At 39.8% G+C, this 21,904-nt stretch carries 21 protein-coding genes; 15 read left to right on the top strand and 6 right to left on the bottom strand.

The window, feature by feature from the left end; all coding sequences use genetic code 11:
* The first annotated feature begins 225 nt into the window (after nt 1-225).
* The 4 genes from JF53_RS14120 (at nt 226) to JF53_RS14105 (ending at nt 4,286) form a co-directional block, all read left to right on the top strand.
* A complete protein-coding gene (locus tag JF53_RS14120; RefSeq protein ID WP_047980259.1) occupies nt 226-906 on the top strand; it encodes a response regulator transcription factor in 681 nt (226 codons plus the stop codon).
* Nucleotides 906-2,729, top strand: coding sequence for a sensor histidine kinase (locus JF53_RS14115; protein WP_047980260.1), 1,824 nt, complete (start codon nt 906-908; stop codon nt 2,727-2,729). The genes JF53_RS14120 and JF53_RS14115 overlap by 1 nt, the downstream gene beginning before the upstream one ends.
* Before the next feature lie 178 nt (nt 2,730-2,907).
* Nucleotides 2,908-3,594: an N-acetylmuramoyl-L-alanine amidase family protein gene (locus tag JF53_RS14110; protein WP_047980261.1), complete on the top strand. Its 687-nt coding sequence runs from the start codon at nt 2,908-2,910 to the stop codon at nt 3,592-3,594.
* 239 nt (nt 3,595-3,833) lie between these two features.
* Complete coding sequence (locus JF53_RS14105; protein WP_047980262.1) at nt 3,834-4,286, top strand: helix-turn-helix domain-containing protein; 453 nt, start codon at nt 3,834-3,836, stop codon at nt 4,284-4,286.
* 81 nt (nt 4,287-4,367) lie between these two features.
* Here JF53_RS14105 and JF53_RS14100 read toward each other — a convergent pair whose 3' ends face one another.
* Both JF53_RS14100 and JF53_RS14095 read right to left on the bottom strand, forming a co-directional pair.
* Nucleotides 4,368-4,982, bottom strand: a complete 615-nt coding sequence (locus JF53_RS14100; RefSeq protein WP_047980263.1) for a DUF2306 domain-containing protein — start codon at nt 4,980-4,982, stop codon at nt 4,368-4,370.
* 195 nt (nt 4,983-5,177) lie between these two features.
* Nucleotides 5,178-5,936 (bottom strand): SDR family oxidoreductase, encoded by a 759-nt coding sequence (locus JF53_RS14095; RefSeq protein WP_047980264.1) that lies wholly within the window; start codon nt 5,934-5,936, stop codon nt 5,178-5,180.
* A 144-nt stretch (nt 5,937-6,080) separates the two neighbouring features.
* Here JF53_RS14095 and JF53_RS14090 point away from each other — a divergent pair, with 144 nt between their 5' ends.
* Complete coding sequence (locus tag JF53_RS14090; RefSeq protein WP_047980265.1) at nt 6,081-6,647, top strand: TetR/AcrR family transcriptional regulator; 567 nt, start codon at nt 6,081-6,083, stop codon at nt 6,645-6,647.
* Between the two features lie 42 nt (nt 6,648-6,689).
* Here the strand turns inward: JF53_RS14090 and JF53_RS14085 are convergent, their stop codons facing one another.
* Both JF53_RS14085 and JF53_RS14080 read right to left on the bottom strand, forming a co-directional pair.
* On the bottom strand, nt 6,690-7,532 hold the full coding sequence (locus JF53_RS14085; protein WP_047980266.1) for an aldo/keto reductase: 843 nt from the start codon (nt 7,530-7,532) through the stop codon (nt 6,690-6,692).
* Nucleotides 7,533-7,550: 18 nt separating this feature from the next.
* Nucleotides 7,551-8,729: an MFS transporter gene (locus JF53_RS14080; protein ID WP_047980267.1), complete on the bottom strand. Its 1,179-nt coding sequence runs from the start codon at nt 8,727-8,729 to the stop codon at nt 7,551-7,553.
* 200 nt (nt 8,730-8,929) lie between these two features.
* Between JF53_RS14080 and JF53_RS14075 the strand changes: the two genes are divergently transcribed.
* The 5 genes from JF53_RS14075 (at nt 8,930) to JF53_RS14055 (ending at nt 14,064) form a co-directional block, all read left to right on the top strand.
* Nucleotides 8,930-9,298 carry a winged helix-turn-helix transcriptional regulator gene (locus JF53_RS14075; protein ID WP_047980268.1) on the top strand — a complete coding sequence of 123 codons (369 nt, stop codon included), beginning with the start codon at nt 8,930-8,932 and terminating at the stop codon, nt 9,296-9,298.
* Nucleotides 9,299-9,426: 128 nt separating this feature from the next.
* Nucleotides 9,427-10,134, top strand: coding sequence for a response regulator transcription factor (locus tag JF53_RS14070; protein ID WP_047980269.1), 708 nt, complete (start codon nt 9,427-9,429; stop codon nt 10,132-10,134).
* Complete coding sequence (locus tag JF53_RS14065) at nt 10,131-11,135, top strand: sensor histidine kinase (RefSeq protein ID WP_047980270.1); 1,005 nt, start codon at nt 10,131-10,133, stop codon at nt 11,133-11,135. The genes JF53_RS14070 and JF53_RS14065 overlap by 4 nt, the downstream gene beginning before the upstream one ends.
* 321 nt (nt 11,136-11,456) lie before the next feature.
* The gene (locus JF53_RS14060) at nt 11,457-12,221 is read left to right on the top strand and encodes an ABC transporter ATP-binding protein (protein ID WP_047980271.1); all 765 of its coding nucleotides are present in this window, start codon (nt 11,457-11,459) and stop codon (nt 12,219-12,221) included.
* Nucleotides 12,196-14,064, top strand: coding sequence for an ABC transporter permease (locus JF53_RS14055; RefSeq protein WP_047980272.1), 1,869 nt, complete (start codon nt 12,196-12,198; stop codon nt 14,062-14,064). Before JF53_RS14060 ends, JF53_RS14055 begins: the two co-directional genes overlap by 26 nt.
* Before the next feature lie 47 nt (nt 14,065-14,111).
* Here JF53_RS14055 and JF53_RS14050 read toward each other — a convergent pair whose 3' ends face one another.
* Entirely contained in the window at nt 14,112-15,497 is a 1,386-nt protein-coding gene (locus tag JF53_RS14050) for an amino acid permease (RefSeq protein WP_047980273.1), read from the bottom strand.
* Nucleotides 15,498-15,745: 248 nt separating this feature from the next.
* Here JF53_RS14050 and JF53_RS14045 point away from each other — a divergent pair, with 248 nt between their 5' ends.
* From JF53_RS14045 to JF53_RS14030, 4 genes are all read left to right on the top strand, one after another.
* Nucleotides 15,746-16,396, top strand: a complete 651-nt coding sequence (locus tag JF53_RS14045) for a YjbE family putative metal transport protein (RefSeq protein ID WP_083443641.1) — start codon at nt 15,746-15,748, stop codon at nt 16,394-16,396.
* A gap of 257 nt (nt 16,397-16,653) precedes the next feature.
* Nucleotides 16,654-18,069, top strand: coding sequence for a Na+/H+ antiporter NhaC (gene nhaC / locus JF53_RS14040; protein WP_047980274.1), 1,416 nt, complete (start codon nt 16,654-16,656; stop codon nt 18,067-18,069).
* A 196-nt stretch (nt 18,070-18,265) separates the two neighbouring features.
* Entirely contained in the window at nt 18,266-19,123 is an 858-nt protein-coding gene (locus tag JF53_RS14035) for a carbon-nitrogen hydrolase family protein (RefSeq protein WP_047980275.1), read from the top strand.
* Between the two features lie 13 nt (nt 19,124-19,136).
* Nucleotides 19,137-19,805, top strand: coding sequence for a GNAT family N-acetyltransferase (locus tag JF53_RS14030; protein WP_047980276.1), 669 nt, complete (start codon nt 19,137-19,139; stop codon nt 19,803-19,805).
* 35 nt (nt 19,806-19,840) lie between these two features.
* Here the strand turns inward: JF53_RS14030 and JF53_RS14025 are convergent, their stop codons facing one another.
* A complete protein-coding gene (locus JF53_RS14025) occupies nt 19,841-20,890 on the bottom strand; it encodes an ATP synthase beta subunit C-terminal domain-containing protein (protein WP_047980277.1) in 1,050 nt (349 codons plus the stop codon).
* A 222-nt stretch (nt 20,891-21,112) separates the two neighbouring features.
* Here JF53_RS14025 and JF53_RS14020 point away from each other — a divergent pair, with 222 nt between their 5' ends.
* A complete protein-coding gene (locus JF53_RS14020; RefSeq protein WP_053071854.1) occupies nt 21,113-21,886 on the top strand; it encodes a tyrosine-protein phosphatase in 774 nt (257 codons plus the stop codon).
* Nucleotides 21,887-21,904: the final 18 nt, after the last annotated feature.

Raw genomic sequence — 21,904 nt, 5'->3', positions numbered from 1 at the left:
AGAAATTGATTATCCTTACATTTTACTTACAGGTTTGTAAGCATCTAATGCAATATAATCTCCTCGTGAATTTAACCAATCTAGGCAATACTAAAGGAAACACTTATTTCCGTTACGTATTTCGATTAAGATAATCTTTATCTAATCTTTATCTTTTTCTGTTATGATGACACCGTGGAATCAAATAATTATTTTAAATACAGGTAGATAAATAAGGGGAAAAATATGAAACAGACGATATTAATCGTAGAAGATGAGAGTGTCTTACGCGAAATTAGCAAAGATTACTTTGAAGAAGAAGGCTATCACGTATTAGAAGCAGGGGACGGTATCACGGCATTAGCGTTATTTGAAAAGCATGCAATCGATCTTATCGTATTGGATATTATGATGCCCAAGCTAAATGGCTGGACGGTGTGTAAAAAAGTACGTGAAAAATCGGTTGTTCCGATTATTATGTTGACGGCGAGAGCGGATGAGGAAGATACATTATTAGGGTTTGAATTAGGGGCTGATGATTACGTAACAAAGCCTTATAGTCCAAGAATATTACTGGCTAGAGCCAATCGCTTGCTTTCCTCCCAACAGTCTCAGATAACAGGTGCAAATCAAGACATGCTAATTAGTAATGATCTAGAGGTGAATCTTCTTTCACGTTCTGTCAAAGTGAATGGAGAAGCAGTTGAATTAACTCACACCGAATATGAAATCCTAATTTATTTAATGGAAAATAAAAATATAGTCATCACAAGGGACCAATTAATAACACGAATTTGGGGATATGAATATACAGGCGATGATCGGACAATTAATACCCATATGCGGAATTTAAGAAGTAAACTGGGTAATTGCGCTGACTTGATCAAAACAATTGTCCGTGCTGGCTATAAGTTTGAGGAGAAATAATGAGAAAACGTATCGTATTAAAATTGTTTCTGTTGACATCAGGATTATGTCTGTTTATTTTAGCGGCAATTTATATTGGGCAAACAATTTTCTTTGAACGGTTTTATGCGGAAAAAAAGGTTAATCAATTAACCGAGGCTGTAGACCTATTTAAAGAGGATTACCAAAATCATGACGATGATGAAGCAGTTCAATTAGAGCAAGAATTTTACCGGGAGAATAATGCTTGGATTACAGTCTTAGATGAAAATGGAAATCCAAAAGGGATGGATGATTATTACCTTGAGCTGGACGGTGCGTTTTTTATTTCCGATACACATGGAGAACTAACACGTTATACAGACAAAAGTATCAAAATTCCTATTTATTATATAATCAATCCGGATGATTTAATTGACATTGATAATTACCTAGCTGACTATCAGGCGGTAGAGGTTCATAGTATTGAGAAGGATTCCGCCCTGTATCCCTACCGAATATTTTGGGATGCCAAGCAAGCGGAGGATCCAATAGCAGTCCCTTTTGAATTACAGCAGTTAAATGCCTATTCTTTCTGGGAAAACGAGCAGCTTTTCGTGAAAAGGGACAAGGCTGGTAGGGATGCTAATTCTATTATCTATGGCCGGATAAAGGATATCCATTTGCCTGATGAAACGATGAACTACTATGCAACGCTTTCCAATCAATTATTTATCGAACGATTAAAGCAATTCCAAGCTGACCTTATATTGGATGAAAAGCGCATAAACGAAACCGAATTACTAGACTTTGAACAAGACGGCATCACCTATAAGTTATTAGTAAGTCCGGAAACGGATAGCAATGGAGATACCATCTACTACTTTACGATGGCCTCTTTACAGCCAGTTAATGAGGCGGTACAGATGGTAGAGGAATATTATATTTATATCATCCTATTTTCTGTGATATTGATTTTTCTGGCGGCGTTCTACTATTCGAAGGGAATTGCCAAGCCGTTACTGACTATAAATGATACCGCTAAACGAATGGCTAATTTAGACTTTACCGAAAGAATTACGGTGAAATCAAAAGACGAGATTGGCGAGTTATCCAATAACATTAATTTCTTATCGGACACAGTACAATCCCACATTAACCAACTCCAACAGGATGTGGAGAAAGAAAGAAAGCTAGAAAAAACACGGAAGGACTTTATTGCCGGAGTATCGCATGAACTAAAAACACCGTTAAGCATTATGAAAGGCTGTTTAGCAATTCTTCATGATGGTGTTGCCGTTCAGAAAAGAGAGCATTATTTTGAAGCGATGGAAAATGAAGTGAATCGAATGGATCGGTTAATCGCAGACATGCTGGAATTAGCGAAATATGAGTCAGGGACATATAAGCTAGAAATGCTTCCATTTTATATAGACGATTTGATTCAAACAGTCTATAACCAGCTAGTATTAAAAGCTTCTGGAAAACAAGTACAGGTCAAAATAAATCTAGATGGTGCAGAAGTAGTTGCCAATATGCATCGGATTGAACAGGTTATCACCAACTTTTTAACGAATGCAATCCGCCATACACCAAATGAAGGTGTTATTGTCCTATCCACCGTTAATGAAGTGGATCAAGTGAAGATTACCGTTGAGAATGAGGGTAGTCACATTCCAGAGGACCAACTGGATAAAATTTGGGATCGTTTTTATCAAGGTGATAAAACACAGCGTTCTGAAGAAGGAACGGGATTAGGACTAGCTATTGCTAAAAATATTTTGACCCTGCACGGCGTTGAATATGGCGTTTTCAATACAGCAAAAGGCGTATGTTTCTATTTTTACTTGAACAAAAACAATTGAACTGAATATGGGGAGCCATCTGTTTCGTGATTTTTTCCGGAACAGGTGGCTTTTTCGTTTTGGAGAATCTTTAGGTTAACTCTATTTCATCTTTATTTAATCTTTACCTCAGTCACTTACGCTAGTAATGCATAAGAAAAACAAGCTGTATGTAGGGAATAAAAAGGAGAAATGCTGAATGAAGAAATGGATTCGTCTTTTAGTATGTTTACTAGGAATTATCGTAATCGTAAGTTTCTATAAGGTGTATGTAACGAGTAATGAAACAAAACCAAACATCAACGATACGGTTACCGAAAAGGATGGCAATAGTGGAGAAATAGATCCATTTAAAGTAGTGATTGATGCAGGACATGGTGGCGTAGATCCGGGATCTATCGGTGCAAGTGGTTCTTATGAAAAGGATTTTACACTTAGTGTATCGAAGAAGGTCGCGTCATTATTAGAACAGGATTCTAAAATAGCTGTATCCATGACGAGAGAAGCTGATGAATTTCTCTCATCAGAGGCCCGAGAGAGACCAAACTTTGCGAATGATTTAGGTGCGGATGTATTTGTTTCCATTCACGCCAATACATTTACTGATCCAACTGTATCTGGAACGGAAACCTATTATTATCATAGTAATTCTAAGACCTTTGCTAACAAGATACATCAATATCTTATCGAGGCAACGGGATATAATGATAGGGGAGTTAAGAAGGAAAATTATTTTGTGCTAAAAGATACGACAATGCCTGCAGTTTTGTTGGAGATTGGTTATTTAACCAATCCACAGGATGAGCAGCAAATGCTTACAGATGACTTTCAGCTATCGGTTGCAAAAGCTATTGTGAAAGGAATAAAAGCGTATTTAGGAATTTAAGACAATCCTATTAATGGTATGAAAGACGGAAGAAAGCAGGAGGTAGCACTTCTGCTTTCTTTTCTTATGGTAAGGTAGAATGTTGGTTAGTATATACTAATAGCAGCAATCGAATGGATAAGTGCTAGGATTAACCGGTGGCAACTAACGGTTGCGGCACCATGCAACAATAACTAGCTTTACATTTTATTCGGAATCTAATCATAATGAGATATAGTTAACAGAAAGGTGATTACAATATGGAATTCGGTGAAAAGCTCAAAAAGGAGAGAACGAATAGAGGTTGGTCTCAAGAAGAGCTGGCAGAAAAACTATTTGTTAGTCGGCAGTCTGTTTCGAAATGGGAGAACGGCCAAAACTATCCAAGTATCGAAGTTCTACTAAAGGTAAGTGATCTATTTGAGGTCACAGTTGATGAATTATTAAGGAGCGATGATGAATTGAAAGAGAAAGTCATAAACGATAGTAAACAATTAGCACATCCGAAATTAAAATTTACGTTTGATATTTTATTTGTCATCGGACTAATTCTATTCGTAGTTAAAATAGTGGGTATTCTATTAACGAAATTTACTGCACTAGATATAACGTTGTTTGGTGGATCTTTCCTTTGGAATTTTGTCCCCTTAGTTTTAATGGTTGTTGCAGGTATCGGTTCTGAAGCGGTGAAGGGTAAATATAAAGAAGACTAGTCAAAATAACTACTTAACCTAGAAATGAGAATATGCCGTTGGTGTATTCTCATTTCTATATAACTAATCAACAATAAAATTCTATAGAAATACCTTTTTCCGAATAAGAATTTCTGCTAGTAGCAGGTTGAGAATCCAGCATAACCAAACAGCAATCGTATACGAAGTCCCATAAGGAAAATTCAAGATGCTATGGGTGAGTAACACCACAATATAAATCGTCATGTTGGCAAAGGCTAGCAAGAAGCTTCGAATCATCCATTTTCGATGTAAATTTCTTTTTTTCTGTCGGATGAGCAAGTACCCGCGTATAGTTGTTCCGAGCCATAATGTATTCAAAATAAGAAAGCCTAATGTGCTTGGCCATCCTCCGGTTGCAAAAAGAGAAACATAGATACCTGGAATGAAATTTAATAGTATCGTTAGGACATACACGCGACCGTTCCAACGGTGAAAAGTAATGGATTTATTGCGAATCTCCTTGATTACTCCCAACGGCCCGGTAATAAGGGAAATGATAGCTAGTAAAATATGAATTCGGATCATTAGTATCCACAGAGATTCATTGGTTAACACTTGATCTTTTTTAGCAATAAATTTTTCAAAGGTAGGATCAACCATGAAATTCTTGGATAATGTATGAAATACCCACATAATTGCGATAAATATAAGGAATCCTTTAATAAATTTCTTCAATCTATTAATCCCCCAGCTACAAAATTAATGATGACTTTTCATTAGGTTGATGATAACTAATATAAGTATACATGTAATCGATTTATATAGCCTTGTCTTTCGCAATTTGTCACGAGATTTTCATAACCTCTTAAACCAGCAAAAAAAATAAGACCACGAAATGGTGGTCTCAAAAAATTGTAATCAATTATGTGCTTAGTAAGCAGTCCAACCGCCATCAACAGCGATAACTTGTCCATTCACAAAGCTTGCTTCGTCTGAACCTAGGAAGATCGCTAATTGTGCGATTTCTTCTGGTTGACCAGCGCGAGGGTTGATTGCTAACCCTAATTGTTGGCGACCGGCACCATATTCACTAATGTTTGTCATAGAAGAAGTGATGTTCGTTATGACAGCACCTGGTGCGATTCCATTACAACGGATGTTTTTGTTTGCATACATGAATGCCGTGTTTTTCGTTAATCCAACAACCGCATGCTTAGAGGCAGTATATGCTGCACCAGCTCTAGCACCATACAAACCACCTGCAGAAATGTTGTTTACGATTGTACCGTGACCTTGCTCTAAGAAAAGGTTCACCGCAATACGCATGGATTTCATCACAGCAGTTGTATTAACCGCAAACACCTTCTCCCAGCGCTCGTCAGAAATTTCGCCAACCGGTTCCATGCCATCCATAATACCAGCATTGTTTACTAAAATATCTAATTTACCAAAAGTGACCGTTGTTTCATCAAATAAGCGTTTCACATCTTCTTCTGATGCCACGTTTGCAGAAACAGCAATAGCTTCTCCGCCATTAGCTTTAATACCATCTACTACCGCTTGTGCACCTTCTAGGTTTAAATCCGATACAACAACTTTTGCACCTTCTTTTGCATAGCCCTCTGCAATAGCTTTACCCATTCCAGATGCAGCACCAGTAACGATTGCTACTTTGTTTTCTAATCTCATGTAAAACAGCCTCCTTCAAATTTATTGTACAGTTGTTCAATAAAAATTATAATAGGAAATGATAGTGCTTACAATAAGCAAAAAAATGCATTCTGTTCATTAATTAACACATTAGCGATAATATGTTCAATAAGAGGTGAAAAAATGTCCCATATTGATTTACGAGTGGTGAAAACGAAAGAATCCTTGCACCATGCGCTATTAGAATTATTACAGAAGAAGGTATTAGAGGAGATTACGATTTCCGAGATTTGTAGAATGGCAAAGGTAAATCGAGGAACGTTTTATTTACATTACAATCAAGTAGAAGATTTATTTGAAGAGTATTTTAAAGAAATTACAGCAGATTTAGCAAATTCCTACCAGGAGCCTTACCGTCATGTGTCCGTCCTCAAAACGAGTGAATTAGATCCAAATACGATTCAGATCTTTGATCATATTGCGAAATATCAAGAGTTTTACCGAATTATTTTTTCCAAAAAAGTACCGATGATGTATTACTATTTATTGTTTGAGGAAGTCAAAGCATTGCTACTACATGACCAAGTGGGGTTGTTAGCTGAAGGGATTAATCATGAGCTTCATAGTGCCTATCAAGCCAATGCGATTATTGGGATGATCCTTGACTGGTATCAACATGATTTTTCCTATCCGGTTAGTTATTTGAATGAGCAATTGGTGAAGTTTATTAATATTACAGCTGAAACGTAAAAGATGGACCTCTAACGGGAGAAGTCCATCTTGCTGTTATTATTAAAAATCAAAATTGTCCGGATCTGGACCGACGCGGTGATTTTGGTTTAGTTGATCGATTTTCGCCATATCTTCAGCTGTTAACGTGAAATCAAACACAGATGAATTTTCGATAATCCGATGTTCTTTTGTAGACTTTGGAATGGTTACGATGCCTTGCTGTAAGTCCCAACGAATAATAATTTGTGCGATGCTTTTTCCGTATTTCGTAGCGATTTCGTGTAAAACCGGGTTATCAAATAGCTGACCCTGCATAAGTGGAGACCACGCTTCCACTTGGATGTCTTGCTCACGGCAGAAAGCAATTAGCTCTTCCTGTGTTAAGCGAGGATGGCGCTCTACTTGATTGATCATAGGTTTAATTTCTGCTGTTTCCAATAATGTTTTCAAATGATGGATTTGGAAATTACTCACACCAATTGCTTTTATTTTACCAGCTTTGTATAGAGTTTCTAATGCTCGCCAAGCATCCTGGTATTTGCCTTCAACTGGCCAGTGAATCAGGTACAGGTCTAAATAGTCAAGACCAAGCTTGTTTAACGACGTTTCAAAGGCTGCAAGTGTTGCTTCGTATCCTAAATCCGCATTCCAAACTTTTGATGTAACAAAGAGTTCTTCTCTTGGTAGTCCTGTTTCTGCTAATCCTTCCTGAATTGCTTGGCCAACGCCTGCTTCATTTTCATAAATTGCTGCCGTATCAATGCTACGGTATCCGTGTTTGATGGCAGATTTTACGGCATTGATTAGCTCAGGACCTTCCTCAACTAGAAATACGCCAAGTCCTAGCCAAGGCATTTTCACACCGTTCGTTAATGTTGTTGTATCTTGTAAAGTTGTGATCATCTTGTATTCCTCCAATAATTAATTTTTCTTTTCTAAAATGTTGCTCCAGATTGCAAGCAGTGCCGCGATAAGTACCATCAAGGCACCGACCCAAGCGGTATGAATTAGGCCAATCGAGTCTGTAATGACGCCACCAAAATAAGAACCAATCGCTATTCCGGCATTAAAGGCAGCGATATTTATCGCAGAGGCTACATCTACAGCAGTGGGGACAAAACGTTCTGCTAGCGTGACGACATAGACTTGTAATCCAGGCACATTCATGAACGCCAAAAGTCCCATTAGAATGATGGTGATTAACCCAATCGTCTTAAATGGTGCTGTGAAGTGTAACGTGAACAGGATCACAGCTTGTACGATAAACATATATACTAAAGCTTTAATAGGATTGTGATTCGCTAGTTTTCCGCCAATCATATTCCCAATTGCAATAGCCACGCCATATACGAGTAAAATAATAGCGACTGTTTCCTCTTGGAAGCCGGTGATTGTGTGTAGTAATGGGGATAAATAAGTAAAAACAACAAACGTCCCACCATACCCAAGTGCTGTAATAATGAATACAAGCAACAGGCGACCATTCGTAATTAATTTGAATTGATCTTTAAAGGAAATTTTATTCCCGTTTCGTAAATCCCCAGGAACTAGGATGCTATTTGCAATGAGTGCAATTAACCCGACAGCAACAATGATTAAGAAGGCAATGCGCCAGCCAAATTGCTGCCCAATAAAGGTTCCAAATGGTACCCCTGTTACGGTTGCAACCGTTAGCCCGGTGAACATTATGGAGATCGCACTAGCTCGTCTATTTTCGGGAACTAAATCGGCCGCAATCGTGGAACCAATCGACATGAAAATCCCGTGTGAAAAGGCTGAAATCACGCGTGCAACAAGTAGTACGCCAATACTACTGGCACCAGCAGCGATGCTGTTTCCTACAAGAAAGATGACCATAATCCAGATTAATAAGGTTTTGCGAGACATTCCGGACGTTATGGATGTTAGAACTGGTGCACCGAATGTGACACCTAAGGCATATAGGGAAACCGTTAATCCAGCAGTTGTAATCGAAACTCCTAAGTCATTTGAAATTAACGGCAATAATCCAACACTGATAAATTCTGTTGTGCCAATGGCAAATGCACTTATTGCTAATGCAAGCAATGCAAATGTGCTTCTTCTTTTTTCAATAGGCATACTTTTTCTCCTCCTTACCTATTTCGTAGTAATATAAGGCCAAAATGGGAACGATTTTAGATAAATGCTATTATTTTTGACCGGCAAATGTTATTATGGTGCTTATGTGAGAAAAAGAAAAGTACGCACTTTAAAGTGATATAGGAACCAAAAAGTTATATAGGTACTTTTTAGTGCCTATCCATTGGGAGGGATTTTCTATGAAGGAAAAGAAGTACAATATATCGGTAGAAGCAACACTAGAAGTAATCGGTGGCAAATGGAAATGTGTTATTCTATGCCATTTGAATCATGGTAAGAGAAGAACAAGTGAACTAAAACGACTAATGCCTAACATTACGCAAAAGATGTTAACCCAGCAACTACGCGAGCTAGAAGAAGACGGTGTTATTAACCGAATCGTCTATAACCAAGTCCCACCAAAAGTGGAATATGAGCTAAGCGAATATGGCAAAAGCCTCCAAGGCATTTTAGATGCACTATGTATGTGGGGAGAAAAACATATTATCAAAGTGTATGGCGATACATCTGTCTTAGAGGAAAATATCTTAAACGAACATTTAAACTAAAGTGATGACGTAATAATGGGCATGACAATGGAAAATTGTTATGCCCATTTTTCTACTAGACTTGGTTCAATTTTGTAGATATTTTTCTTCTATGCCATAATGGATTTGAAAAAGAGGGCGGTGATTCGATGCAAAAAATTATGATCGTGGAGGATGATCCGAAAATTGCGGAGCATCTCCAAGACTATATCGATAATTATGGGTTTGACGTCACAAGGGTAACAGATTTCGAACACGTTATGGACGCATTTCATACGGTAAAACCTGATTTAGTTTTATTAGATATTAATTTGCCGCGCTATGATGGGTATTACTGGTGCCGGCAAATTCGCAAGCAATCGATCTGTCCAGTTATCTTTATCTCAGCTCGAATTGGGGAAATGGATCAAGTAATGGCACTTGAAAATGGGGCAGATGACTACATAACCAAGCCGTTCCACGCGGAAGTCGTTATGGCAAAAATCCGTAGTCAGCTTCGTCGTGCATACGGGGAGTATGCGGCGAAAGCAGAAGAACGCGTGCTGGAAAAATTCGGTTTGGAGCTTTTTCCGGAAAGGCTGGAATTATCCTATCATAAGCAAACCGTCTCCCTATCCAAAAAAGAAGCAGATATCATCGAAAGTTTGATGGAGCGTTATCCAAGGGTAGCCGGACGGGAGGATTTACTGGAGAAATTGTGGGATGACATCGCCTATGTCGATGAAAATACGCTGAACGTGAACATCACAAGGGTTCGGAAAAAGTTTCAAGAGCTTGGTATAACAGATGCGGTGGAAACCGTCAGGGGTGCAGGCTACCGGTTACATGTCTCCTGGAGCAAGGAGGCTGAAGGATGAGGCTGTTTCTCAAGGAGCATGCACTTTTAGTAGTGACCCAGTTCATCCAGCTTACTGTCGTGGTAGGTATTTTTTGGCTTGCTGGTTATCGGGATTGGAAGCTATTCTTGTATGTGATTTTTCTTAGCTTTTTCCTGCTTGGTTGCTATTTGTCTTATCAATACGTCAGCCATCAACGATTTTTCCAGCGCCTGAGTAGGCCACTAGCAACATTGGATGAATCGATTCAGAAGACGGAACAAGCACCTATTTCTATGGCGCTGGATTCGTTATTACGGGATCAGTACAAGCTGTATCAAACGAAGCTTAAATCAGCGGAGGATCAACAGGCAGAACACAGGCGTTTTATGGATCAATGGGTGCACCAAATGAAAACACCGCTCTCGGTGATTGAACTGACAGCGCAGAATTTAGATGAGCCTGATTCATCAAGTATTCGGGAAGAGACAGAGCGAATGAAAACGGGGTTAAATACCGTTCTTTATATGGCCCGCCTTCGGACGATTGAGCAGGATTTTCATATCAAACCAGTTTTGCTTTCCGACGTTGTGAATGATGTCAATGGCGAGAATAAACGCTACTACATACGCAATCAAGTCTATCCAAAGCTAGCGGTAGCAAAGGAAGGCATTACCGTAGAAACCGATGAAAAATGGTTGTTTTTTATCCTGACACAACTCGTTACCAATGCCGTGAAATATTCTGCTCGGAAAAGTAATCGTATCGTTATTTCTATTTATGAACGAAATAAAGAAGCGGTATTAGAAGTGAAGGACTTTGGCGTTGGAATCCCAGCAACCGATATAAACCGTATTTTTGATCCGTTTTATACGGGAGAAAACGGACGGGAGTTTCGGGAATCAACTGGTATGGGTCTGTTTTTAACTAAGGAAGCGGCAGACCATCTCGGGCACCGGATGGAGGTGGAATCTGTGGTGAAGGAAGGGACGACATGCCGAATTATATTCTCAGAAACACAAAACCTTGAGGCTGGGACATAAGTAAAATGAAAAGATAAAAGGACGAACAATGCACTGATTCAGCGTAGGGAATATACGAAGACTCCTGCGGGAGGAAGGGCTTAGGTGAGACCCCGCAGTGCGTAAGCGCGAGGAGGCTCAGCAGCCCCCGCGGAAAGCGAAGTATATTCCCGGAGCGGGTATCGTGCACCAACGTTCGGTTTTTATCTAACCATTAACACTTTTTTCCCAGCCCCAAAACCTTACACCACTGTAAGGAAAGTGAAAGCTGAATCGATAGTTTGAATTGGCGTGTGAGCGGTACACTAACGTTAGATTCGTTAGTGGAAGGAGATTTTAGTCATGTTAACTGTAAAACAAGTAAGCAAAATTTATGAAGGTAAAGTCGCTTACCGAGCATTAACTGATATTAATTTAACGATTGAAGAAGGGGAATTCGTTGGGATTATGGGTCCGTCTGGTAGCGGGAAAACAACGCTACTTAATATGATCGCAACAATTGATGAACCAACAACTGGTGAAATTTTAATTAACGGAAATAACCCACACACCTTGAAAAAAGATGCTCTTGCCAAATTCCGTCGACAATCGCTTGGCTTTGTATTCCAGGATTTTAATTTGCTTCACACCTTAACCGTGGAAGAAAATATTGTCTTGCCGTTGACCTTGGACGGGAAGAAGGTAAAGGAAATGAAGCAAAAGGCACATGAAATAGCGGAAAAGCTAGGGATTACGCCTATTATGAATAAGCGTACGTATGAAATTTCTGGTGGACAAGCGCAACGAGTAGCAATAGCCAGAGCCATGATTCATTCCCCACAGCTGTTACTAGCAGATGAACCGACCGGGAATTTAGACTCGAAAGCCTCTAAAGATGTGATGGCAATGCTTGAGTCCATTAATCAAAAGGAAAAAACAACGATGATGCTTGTGACACATGATCCGCAAGCAGCAAGCTATTGTAATCGTGTCATCTTCATTCGTGATGGGAATTTTTATTCAGAAATTCACCGCGGCGATAATCGCCAAGCCTTTTTCCAAAAAATAATCGATACATTGTCACTGCTGGGAGGGGATGCAAATGACCTTTCGTCAGTTCGCGTTTAATAACGTCCTTCGAAATAAGCGATTGTATGCTGCTTATTTTCTAAGTAGCATGTTCACGGTGATGGTGTTTTTTACCTTTGCGATCTTCGCTTTTCACCCTGTGTTAAGTGGTGAGGAGATGAATAGTAGTGTCCAAAAAGGAATGAATGTTTCGGCAGGAATTATTTATGTCTTTTCCTTCTTCTTTGTCCTCTATTCGATGAGTTCGTTTTTACAATCTCGAAAAAAAGAATTTGGATTGTTGATGATGCACGGTATGTCGATGAAACAAATTCGATTGATGGTATTTTTAGAGAATATGTTAATTGGGTTCTTTGCGACGGTGGGCGGAATCTTAATTGGATTAGTATTTTCAAAAGGGATCTTATTACTGGCTGAAAATGTATTGGTTCTGGAAGGTTCCCTTAATTTTTACATTCCGTTTGAAGCAATCCTACTGACGTTTACTGCGTTTATGGTGTTGTTTTTCATTATTTCCTTATTTGTCTCTTATGTTCTTAGGAGCAGGAAGCTAATCGATCTAATAAAAGGGAGCAAGAAGTCTAAAGGCGAGCCAAAAGCAAATATCTTTTTAACAATGCTTGCTATTTTATTGCTGGGTGCTGGTTATGCGGTTGCGTTAATCGTAAAAGGTTTAGCCGTCGTTGTTGCACTACTACCAGTTGTCATCGTTGTGACCATCGGTACCTATCTATTATTTACGCAGTTAAGTGTGTATGTCATTCGGAAATTAAAGAAGAACGATTCTGTTTTTTTGCGGAAGACGAACATGCTGTTACTATCTGATTTATCGTTTCGGATGAAGGATAATGCGCGGACATTCTTCATGGTTGCCATCATTTCAACGGTTGCCTTTAGTGCGATTGGGACACTGTTTGGATTTCAATCGTATTTGACCGCAGGGATGAAGATTACCAATCCGAATACCTTTACCTATACCGCTGTGGATGAGGGTGAAGAGCAAGATGTTGCCTTAATCAATGAAACATTACAGGCAGAAAATATTCCAGCAACAATGGAGCATGTGGTTCTGCGCTATTATGATTATGGGGTAGATACTGTTGTGATTGCGCGGGAGTCAGATTTCAACCGTTTTGCAGCGTTAATTGGCGAGGATCAGGTAGACGTTCAGGATGGGCAGATGAAAGTAGTAGAGTTTGATGGTGTTCCGTTTAATCAAACAGAAGAGTTAATGGAACAAACGATTCCGTTAGCGAATGGTGTTGAGCTGAAGCCAGAGGAGGAAGTTGTGTATGCACGTGCACTTCCTGCTACAGATTCCTATTTCCTAGTCTCTAATGCAGATTACGAAAAGCTATCTACTCCAGAAAGAGAAGAGAGCTTTTATGCGTGGCAAGCAACAGATGGGGAGGAGCATGTATTAGCTGCAGCTGAAACGTTATCAGAACAGCTATCGCCATATGAGTTTTTATCAGGGGAATATCAGGTTTATGAGATTAATAAATATTATGGACCGGTCTTGTTTGTTGGATTATTTATAGGAATTGTCTTTTTCGTCTCGGCTGGAAGCTTCCTTTACTTCCGACTATACACGGATTTAGACGAGGATAAGCAGAAGTTCAAAGGCATATCCAAGTTAGGCTTAACGGATAAAGAATTAACGAAAGTACTAACAAGACAAACATTCTTATTATTCTTTGCACCAATCATCGTTGCACTTATTCACGGTGCTGTTGCATTGACATCGTTATCTCGGTTATTTGATTATAATCTGGTCACAGAATCGGTAATAGTACTCAGTATTTTCTTAGTGATTCAAATTGTATACTTTTTCATCGTCCGGTATTTCTACACGAAACAAGTGAAAGCTGTTATCGGATAATTAAAAGGCTCCAGTTCCTATTAGTAGGACGGAGCCTTATTTGTGTTTTAATCATTTTTAATTAAACTATGACGTCTTCCGTAGCTAAGATACATGACTAATCCAACGGCAAACCAAATCGCAGACGCAATCCAAGTATCAGTGGATAGCTGCAGGATTAAGAACAAGCAGAATAACACCGACATGATTGGAATCACAGGAAAGAAGGGTACTTTAAATCCAGTCGTCTGTAAACGTGAATCCTTCCGCAAGAAGATCACACCAGCAGATACAATAGCAAATGCTAGTAAGGTCCCTAAGTTAACTAGCTCCGCTAATTTGGCTAATGGAACCACTCCAGCACAAAACGCGATTAGAATCGCAAAAATCCATGTGCTCACAACAGGGGTTTGTCTTCCTTTGCTTAGTGATGCCATGCGCTTTGGCAATAATCCGTCACGACCAAGGGCATACAGTATTCTAGTGCCACCATATAACAATACAAGGATGACGGTCATCATGCCGACGATCGCACCTAAGGAAATCAAGCCAGCAATCCAATCTTGGTGGACGAACTGGATGGCAAAGCTCACCGGATTACTGACATTTAGTTCGGTGAACGGAATCATACCAGTGAGGACGAGGGATACTGCCACATACAATAACGTACAAACGAATAACGATCCAATAATTCCAATTGGCATGTTTCGTTGTGGGTTTTTTACCTCTTCAGCTGCAGCAGATACGGCGTCAAAGCCAAGATACGCAAAGAATACTAATGCTGCCCCAGTTAAAATTCCATCCACACCAAATGGCATAAACGGTTGCCAATTTTCCGGTTGCACATAGAAAACACCAACCGCAATAAATAACAGAATAACGCCTACTTTAACAAATACCATGATTTTATTAAATCTTGCCGATGCCTGCACCCCAAAGGTTAGTAAAAAGGCAATCGCAAGTACGATTAAGACGGCGGGTAAATTGATATAGGTGCCGTCAGCGGGATTAAAAGAACCAGAAATGGCTTTCGGAATAATGATGTTAAAGCCCTCTAATAGGGAAACGAAGTACGAGGACCAACCAGTTGCAACGGATGCCCCTGCTAATCCATATTCTAATAATAGTGCCCACGCAACAAACCAGGCGATAACCTCGCCGAACACCACATAACCATACGTATAAGCACTACCGGTTACTGGGATGGATGATGCGAATTCAGAATAACACATCGCGGCAAAGGCACAAACAATTGCAGCAATAATAAATGAAAAAATGATAGCTGGACCAGAATGAAGAGCAGCAACTGTGCCAGGTAGGATGAAAATGCCAGTACCAATGATGGCACCAACCCCGAGTAGAATTAAATCAAAGGCGCCTAGTGTTCGGTTGAACGGCACTCCTTTCTGGTGATTGAGTAAATCTTGGATGTTTTTTTTGCGTAATCTATTCACGATGTTATGGAACTCCCTTGCAAAATAGTAGTACACGAATAACCGAAATACGATGATTCGTTAGAACGTTTCTATCCATCATAAAGGAAATTGGGGTAAAAATCATCCTTTTGTTGTTATCTGGGCTAAAAGAATTGATTGGTTGGTGCAAATAAAATTGTAATGTGCCTAGGGTGTTTTACATACATTTAGATTAGTAAAAGGGTAATGGACAAGGTGTGGTTGTTAATTTGTTGGGGGGGTCATCATTGGAAATACTGGAGCCATTAGCGAAAATATTAATGATAAATTTAGTTTTAAGTGGTGATAATGCGGTTGTGATTGCGATGGCGAGTCGTAATTTGAGGGATGATTTAAAAAAGAAGGCAATATTTTTCGGAACGATGGGGGCAGTTGTATTTCGCATAATCTTTACCGTTATTGTTATGTATCTCATGCAGCTTCCGTTCATTCATTTGATCGGTGGGTTACTGCTTTTACTGGTTGCTTATAAATTGTTAGTTGATGTTGAATCAGAGGATACGCGAATTAAAATCGGAAGTTCCTTACAGGAAGCGATTGTTATTATTATTTTTGCGGACTTACTGATGAGTTTGGATAATGTGCTGGGAATTGTTGCGGTGGCCAATAATAATATGGTGCTCGTTATCATCGGCATTATCTTAAGCATTCCGATTATGTTATACGCAAGTCAATTTATCCTGCGACTGATGGAAAAGTATTCCGGTGTCGTTTATTTCGGGGCAGCACTGCTTGCTTGGACAGCTGGTGAAATGATGCTGAAGGAAGAAGTGCTACACGATTATATTCGTATAAATGCTACGATTGAAATGGTAATGCTAATCGGTATTGTATTTATCACGCTCTCTGTTGGGGCTTTCCACCGGAAGTATCGATAAAAGTATGGAATAGAAACGAATCATCTGACCTTAGCTGATTCGTTTTTTTTGTATTTCCGAGCATTTTCGAGCTATTGGCTTAAATCATAGGAGATAGGGCACTAAATCAATAGAATGGTTGCAGGTATTGCTATTTTCTAACATAAGCATGAAAAATAGATTTTGAAATTATCTAAAAATTGTATATAATTGAAGTATACGTTTTAACTTTCTGAGCTAATGTGCATACCATATAACAATACAAAAGGAGTGTTTTGATGGATAGCGATAGAAAAAAGCCAACATTGGTTTATTCGATTTCGATACTAACAATGGTAATTGCGATTATTGCTATTGGAACATTAGCCTTTGGTGCAACGATTCAATTAATGATGTTCCTAGCCTTATTAGCGATTATACCGTTCGTCATGCGTCTTGGATTTACGTATAAGCAGGTGGAAAAAAGTGTTTTTTCAGCAATGCTTCCTGCGCTGCAGCCATCAATTATCCTGCTAACTGTCGGTATATTGATTGGCTCATGGATATCCTCAGGTACTGTTCCGACCTTAATCTACTATGGAATTCAATCCATTTCACCTCAATTTTTTCTCGTCACTACTTTATTGTTTTGTTCACTAGTTTCCTTGGCCACCGGTTCATCATGGGCAACACTTGGAACGGCAGGTATTGCTATGATTGGTGTTGGTCATAGCTTGGGTATTCCTGTCGCGATGACTGCTGGTGCGATTGTTGCCGGAAGTTATTTTGGCGATAAATTATCACCATTATCCGATACAACCAACCTGGCTGCTGCAGTGGTAGGAACCGACCTCATCACACACATTAAGCATATGCTTTGGACAACGGTTCCGGCATACGCGATAACAGCGATAATTTTTACGATAATCGGGTTAAATTATGGTGGAGGAACTGTTAATTCCGGGGAAGTTAATGAGTTGACGAGCTATTTGGCCAATAACTTCAATCTCGGGATTATTCCATTACTGCCGGTCGTTATTTTGTTTGTGTTACTGATTACGAAAAAGCCCGCGATTACCTCCATCTTTATTGGGGCTCTGGCAGGTGCTGTCGTTGCGGTGGTGTACCAGGGTGTCACCATCAACGAGGTATTTTCCATTTTTTATGATGGTTATTATGTGGAATCAACTATTGAGAGTGTCAATACGTTATTGCAGCGTGGTGGCTTTCTGAGCATGCTACCGCTCGTTGCGTTATTCTTATTTGCACTAGGACTTGGTGGTTTGCTTCACAAATCAGGCATCTTGGAGTCAATTATCCTGTCCGTCACAGCCAGAATTAAAAGTAGGGGGATGCTTGTCTTTGTATCGATGATCGCCTCCTATATTTCCTTAGGGATTGGTGGTTCCTTTTCATTCGCAGCTGTTATGACGAGTACAATTATGAAACCACTCTATGAACGGTTTAATTTGAATCCGGAAAATTTATCGAGGGTGCTAGAGGATACGGCGACACAGAGTGCGCCAATTATTCCGTGGACAGCCAGTGGCCTATTTACGGCAGCGACACTTGGCGTTTCCTCCTCATTAGTTTATTTGCCGTTTAGTTTCTTAGCGATGTTAACACCGATTGTTACCCTATTCTATGGAATTACAGGGATTGCGATGAAGGAAATGGACGAAACAGGAGATGAGGACTTTAGTGAAGTAGTATAAGCATACCAGATAGGTCCCTCTATTCCATTTGCTTGGTATAGGGGGATTTATTTGGTCTCACAGCTTTTCTTAAAATGCTGGCAGTGTTTTGCGTGGTAGCTTGAAATCAAGAAATATTAGGTTGAATTGTTGGTGGTAATACCATATAGTACTTGTAGAATAGATGAATTTTACGAGTAAAAGGAGTTTTTCATAGATGAAATTACGTGTATCAGCAGTTCAATATCAGTTAGAGACCATTAATAGCTTTGATGATTTTGCCGCACAGGTGACGCATTATGTACGAACCGCAGCGGAGTACGATTCGGAATTCGTGCTTTTTCCTGAGTATTTCACCACACAGCTTTTGTCGATGACAGGTAGCACGATCAATCGTGTAGATGAGCTGCCAGCGTTTACGGATCAATATATAGACCTGTTTTCTGGATTAGCGAAGGAAACCGGTATGCATCTAATTGGTGGGACACATGTGGTAAGAAAAGGGGACAACCTATATAACACGGCCCATTTATTTTACCCAGATGGAAGTGTGGCGGAACAGGCGAAGCTACACATGACACCAACTGAGAAAAAGGATTGGAATATTACACCGGGTGAATCGATTCAAATATTTGAAACGGTAAAGGGAAAAATTGCGCTATTAACGTGTTACGATATGGAATTCCCAGAAATCGTGCGGATGGTGCGCGGAATGGGTGCGGACGTTATTTTTGCTCCGTCTTGTACCGATGATTTGCATGGCTTTCATCGTGTTCGGTATACATGTCATGCGCGAACGATTGAAAATCAAGTCTATGTCGTGACAACTGGAACCGTTGGGGCATTGCGTAATGTTGATTTCATGCGTGCTAATTATGGGCAGGCTGCTGTTATTACGCCAAATGATATTCCATTTCCGAAAAACGGAATTTTAATGGAAGGTGAATTTAACCATGATATGCTGATTACCGCAGATCTTGATTTAGCCCTTTTATATGACGTAAGGGAAGCGGGTTCGGTTACAACATGGAACGATAGACGGTTAGATTTATATCCTGACTTAAGTAAATCGTAAGGGAATGGGGTAGATGGGTTACCAAAAACAATTATATTTAAAAAGTAATGATGGCTTTGTTCAAGCGGTGGTACGGAATTATCAGCGGGCAGACTTCGATGAATTAATTCGGGTTCAAATGGAAAGCTTCCCGCCCCCTTTTCCGTCAGAGCTTTGGTGGAATCGGGAGCAATTGGAGAATCATGTGACCTTGTTTCCGGAGGGGGCATTATGTGTGGAAGTGGATGGCGTTATAGCGGGTTCGATGACTGCCTTAATGGTAAATTTTGATCCGGCACATCCAGTTCACACATGGGAGGAGATTACGGATAACGGCTATATTCGTAATCATAATCCGGCTGGAAACACGCTCTATGTAGTTGATATTTGTATTCGTTCATCTTTTCGGAAGCTTGCACTGGGGAAAGTATTGATGCAATCCATGTATGAACTGGTGGTTCAAAAAGGGCTTAACCGGTTGCTTGGCGGCGGTAGGATGCCAGGATTTCATAAGTATGCAGGTGAAATGACGGCTGAAGAATACCTTGCTGCTGTTGTTGATGGAGTGATAAAGGATCCTGTGATTACCTTTTTACTGAATGCTGGCAGGACACCTGTTGGGGTTGTGGCTAATTACCTAGAGGATGAGGAATCCCGAAATTATGCGGCGCTAATGGAGTGGAGGAATCCGTTTAAACGGTAGGAGGTGTTATGCAATGTAACACCTCCTGCTTAAAATTAAGAAAGGTTACCGATATAGGTTAATTCCTTCGTATCAAGCGAGTCAGCTCCGCCGTCTAATATTTTCCGTACATCATGTAAAGTGGTCGTTAAATCCACTGCTTCCCCCTCAATTCCCGAGTATTCCGTTGCGACAAAGAATGGTTGGGTTAGATAGGCTTCTAAACGTTCCCCACGATGATAAATCTCTCTATCTGCTTCAGGGATTTTATCCAGTCCACGAACCGTTACAATGGAACGCAGCTCTCGATAACGACGTAATAATTTTCTAGCGCGTTGCTGTGTGAATAAATGGTTTTGATCTAGGTGAGCGCCCTCTAAAACAGAAGAAGTAGAAAAGATTGGGTTGATAGCAGGGAAGCTATGTCTTGCTGAGAGGTCTGCATCAAAGTATAGCAATGTTTCTAATGGGCCATATGGCAAGTCTTCATCTACTACGGCACCTTTTAAGTCGAGTAAGAACGTCGTGATGGATTTTATGTCGTAGTTTTGGAGTTGGTCTTGTAGTTCAAATATGTCACCAGTTAAAACATGTGACCGATCGGCAGTAAAGATAATCTCCTTTTCAACACCGACTCTAATAATTTCGTCATACGCTTTTTCGATAGAATCAACAACGGTGACGGATGCTGATGTTGTTAAATCATTCAATTCAGGATGATTGCCCTCAGGTTTTAATAGAATGATGGAATAGCCTTCATCTTGTAATCGATAAAATAATTCACGTAACAAAACAAGTTGCCCCATTCCTGGACGGGCTACCAAGCCAACTGTTCCACCTTTGGAAATAGGTGCAAATAAATCAACTGTTTTAATTTTGGTTTCAATCATTTCCACAGACTCCCCTCTTAAAATTAGTTCATCCAAACTACATTTCGCGAGTGTTGCAAGTGCTACTAAGGTTTTGACTTCAGCGCGTTCAATTGGGATTTTTCCAGTACAAAGATTTGAAACGGTAGCGGGACGTAAACCAATTGATTTCGCTGCACTCGTTAAATTTGGTACTCTTCTGCGTAATAACGATACATTCAACCGTATAGTTTCCATAATTTTCTTCACCTCCTTACTTTGTATGATAATATATATTACGTTCCAAAGCAACTAATAGTTACGTTTTAGAGTAATTTAAATTACTAACAGCTCTCTGAGGAGGAATATCTCTAACAGAAATTTGGTCTATGGATTTATAACGGAAGATAGTTCTTTAAGCCATTTCATCTGCTAATCTTGTATAATGGAAAACAAGTATCAAGGGAATGGGGAGATGAGATGAAACAAGTTTTACAAGCGACACAATTAGCGGGTACTTTTAATTTTCGTGAATTAGGCGGATACGAAACAGCTTCTGGACGCCGTGTAAAAAAGGGAATGCTGTTTCGAGCGGGTAATTTAAGTCGGTTAACAGAAGCGGATATAGAAGTTTTAAAGGGATTAGCGATTAAGAATATTTGTGATTTGCGAGACCTTGATGAAGTGTCGAGGCATCCGGACCCTGAAATGGAAGGAATAAAGTGGCATCACATTTCTTTAATTCAAGATGAGGGCGTCGTGCGCCAACCAGGGGATCTTAATCATTTTGAACAGCAGCTTTTAAATAGTAAGCCCGGGGAAATGCTGCTCTCCCTAAACCGGAAGTTAGTTTCTAATACAACAGGTTTCCGAAAGATTTTTCAAGTATTGCTCGATTCTCCTGGAAAGCCGATGCTGTTCCACTGCATGGCAGGAAAGGATAGAACAGGCTCGTTCGCGGCGTTATTACTTAGTTTACTAGAAGTACCCCGTGAAATAATAGAGGAAGATTATCTCATGACCAATAACGTGTTAGCTGAAGTTGAGGCAGGATTTAAAGCAATCGGATATACGTTACCAGATGTCATTGATAAAGAAATTGTAGCGGCATTATATGAAGCACGAATCGAATACATCCGGGAGTTATTCCATGAAATCGAGCGTCAATATGATACCTTTGACTCCTACATAAGAGATGGAATTGGATTATCAGAGGAAGAGATTGAGCTACTGAAAGATCATTATTTAGAATAAGTGATTTGATGGTAGAAT

The organism is Ornithinibacillus contaminans (genome assembly GCF_001038425.2).
Lineage (GTDB): Bacteria > Bacillota > Bacilli > Bacillales > Amphibacillaceae > Ornithinibacillus > Ornithinibacillus contaminans.
Note: the sequence above shows the minus strand (reverse complement) of the source record. Positions and strands in the feature narration are given on the sequence as shown.

What these genes read in the sequence shown, in the direction of transcription:
- JF53_RS14085 (WP_047980266.1), bottom strand. Translation starts at nt 7,532, where the DNA reads ATGATCACAACTTTACAAGATACAACAACATTAACGAACGGTGTGAAA.
- JF53_RS14035 (WP_047980275.1), top strand. Translation starts at nt 18,266, where the DNA reads ATGAAATTACGTGTATCAGCAGTTCAATATCAGTTAGAGACCATTAAT.
- nhaC (WP_047980274.1), top strand. Translation starts at nt 16,654, where the DNA reads ATGGATAGCGATAGAAAAAAGCCAACATTGGTTTATTCGATTTCGATA.
- JF53_RS14070 (WP_047980269.1), top strand. Translation starts at nt 9,427, where the DNA reads ATGCAAAAAATTATGATCGTGGAGGATGATCCGAAAATTGCGGAGCAT.
- JF53_RS14105 (WP_047980262.1), top strand. Translation starts at nt 3,834, where the DNA reads ATGGAATTCGGTGAAAAGCTCAAAAAGGAGAGAACGAATAGAGGTTGG.
- JF53_RS14030 (WP_047980276.1), top strand. Translation starts at nt 19,137, where the DNA reads ATGGGTTACCAAAAACAATTATATTTAAAAAGTAATGATGGCTTTGTT.
- JF53_RS14060 (WP_047980271.1), top strand. Translation starts at nt 11,457, where the DNA reads ATGTTAACTGTAAAACAAGTAAGCAAAATTTATGAAGGTAAAGTCGCT.
- JF53_RS14065 (WP_047980270.1), top strand. Translation starts at nt 10,131, where the DNA reads ATGAGGCTGTTTCTCAAGGAGCATGCACTTTTAGTAGTGACCCAGTTC.
- JF53_RS14055 (WP_047980272.1), top strand. Translation starts at nt 12,196, where the DNA reads ATGACCTTTCGTCAGTTCGCGTTTAATAACGTCCTTCGAAATAAGCGA.
- JF53_RS14120 (WP_047980259.1), top strand. Translation starts at nt 226, where the DNA reads ATGAAACAGACGATATTAATCGTAGAAGATGAGAGTGTCTTACGCGAA.
- JF53_RS14090 (WP_047980265.1), top strand. Translation starts at nt 6,081, where the DNA reads ATGTCCCATATTGATTTACGAGTGGTGAAAACGAAAGAATCCTTGCAC.
- JF53_RS14075 (WP_047980268.1), top strand. Translation starts at nt 8,930, where the DNA reads ATGAAGGAAAAGAAGTACAATATATCGGTAGAAGCAACACTAGAAGTA.
- JF53_RS14110 (WP_047980261.1), top strand. Translation starts at nt 2,908, where the DNA reads ATGAAGAAATGGATTCGTCTTTTAGTATGTTTACTAGGAATTATCGTA.
- JF53_RS14080 (WP_047980267.1), bottom strand. Translation starts at nt 8,729, where the DNA reads ATGCCTATTGAAAAAAGAAGAAGCACATTTGCATTGCTTGCATTAGCA.
- JF53_RS14020 (WP_053071854.1), top strand. Translation starts at nt 21,113, where the DNA reads ATGAAACAAGTTTTACAAGCGACACAATTAGCGGGTACTTTTAATTTT.
- JF53_RS14115 (WP_047980260.1), top strand. Translation starts at nt 906, where the DNA reads ATGAGAAAACGTATCGTATTAAAATTGTTTCTGTTGACATCAGGATTA.
- JF53_RS14095 (WP_047980264.1), bottom strand. Translation starts at nt 5,936, where the DNA reads ATGAGATTAGAAAACAAAGTAGCAATCGTTACTGGTGCTGCATCTGGA.
- JF53_RS14025 (WP_047980277.1), bottom strand. Translation starts at nt 20,890, where the DNA reads ATGGAAACTATACGGTTGAATGTATCGTTATTACGCAGAAGAGTACCA.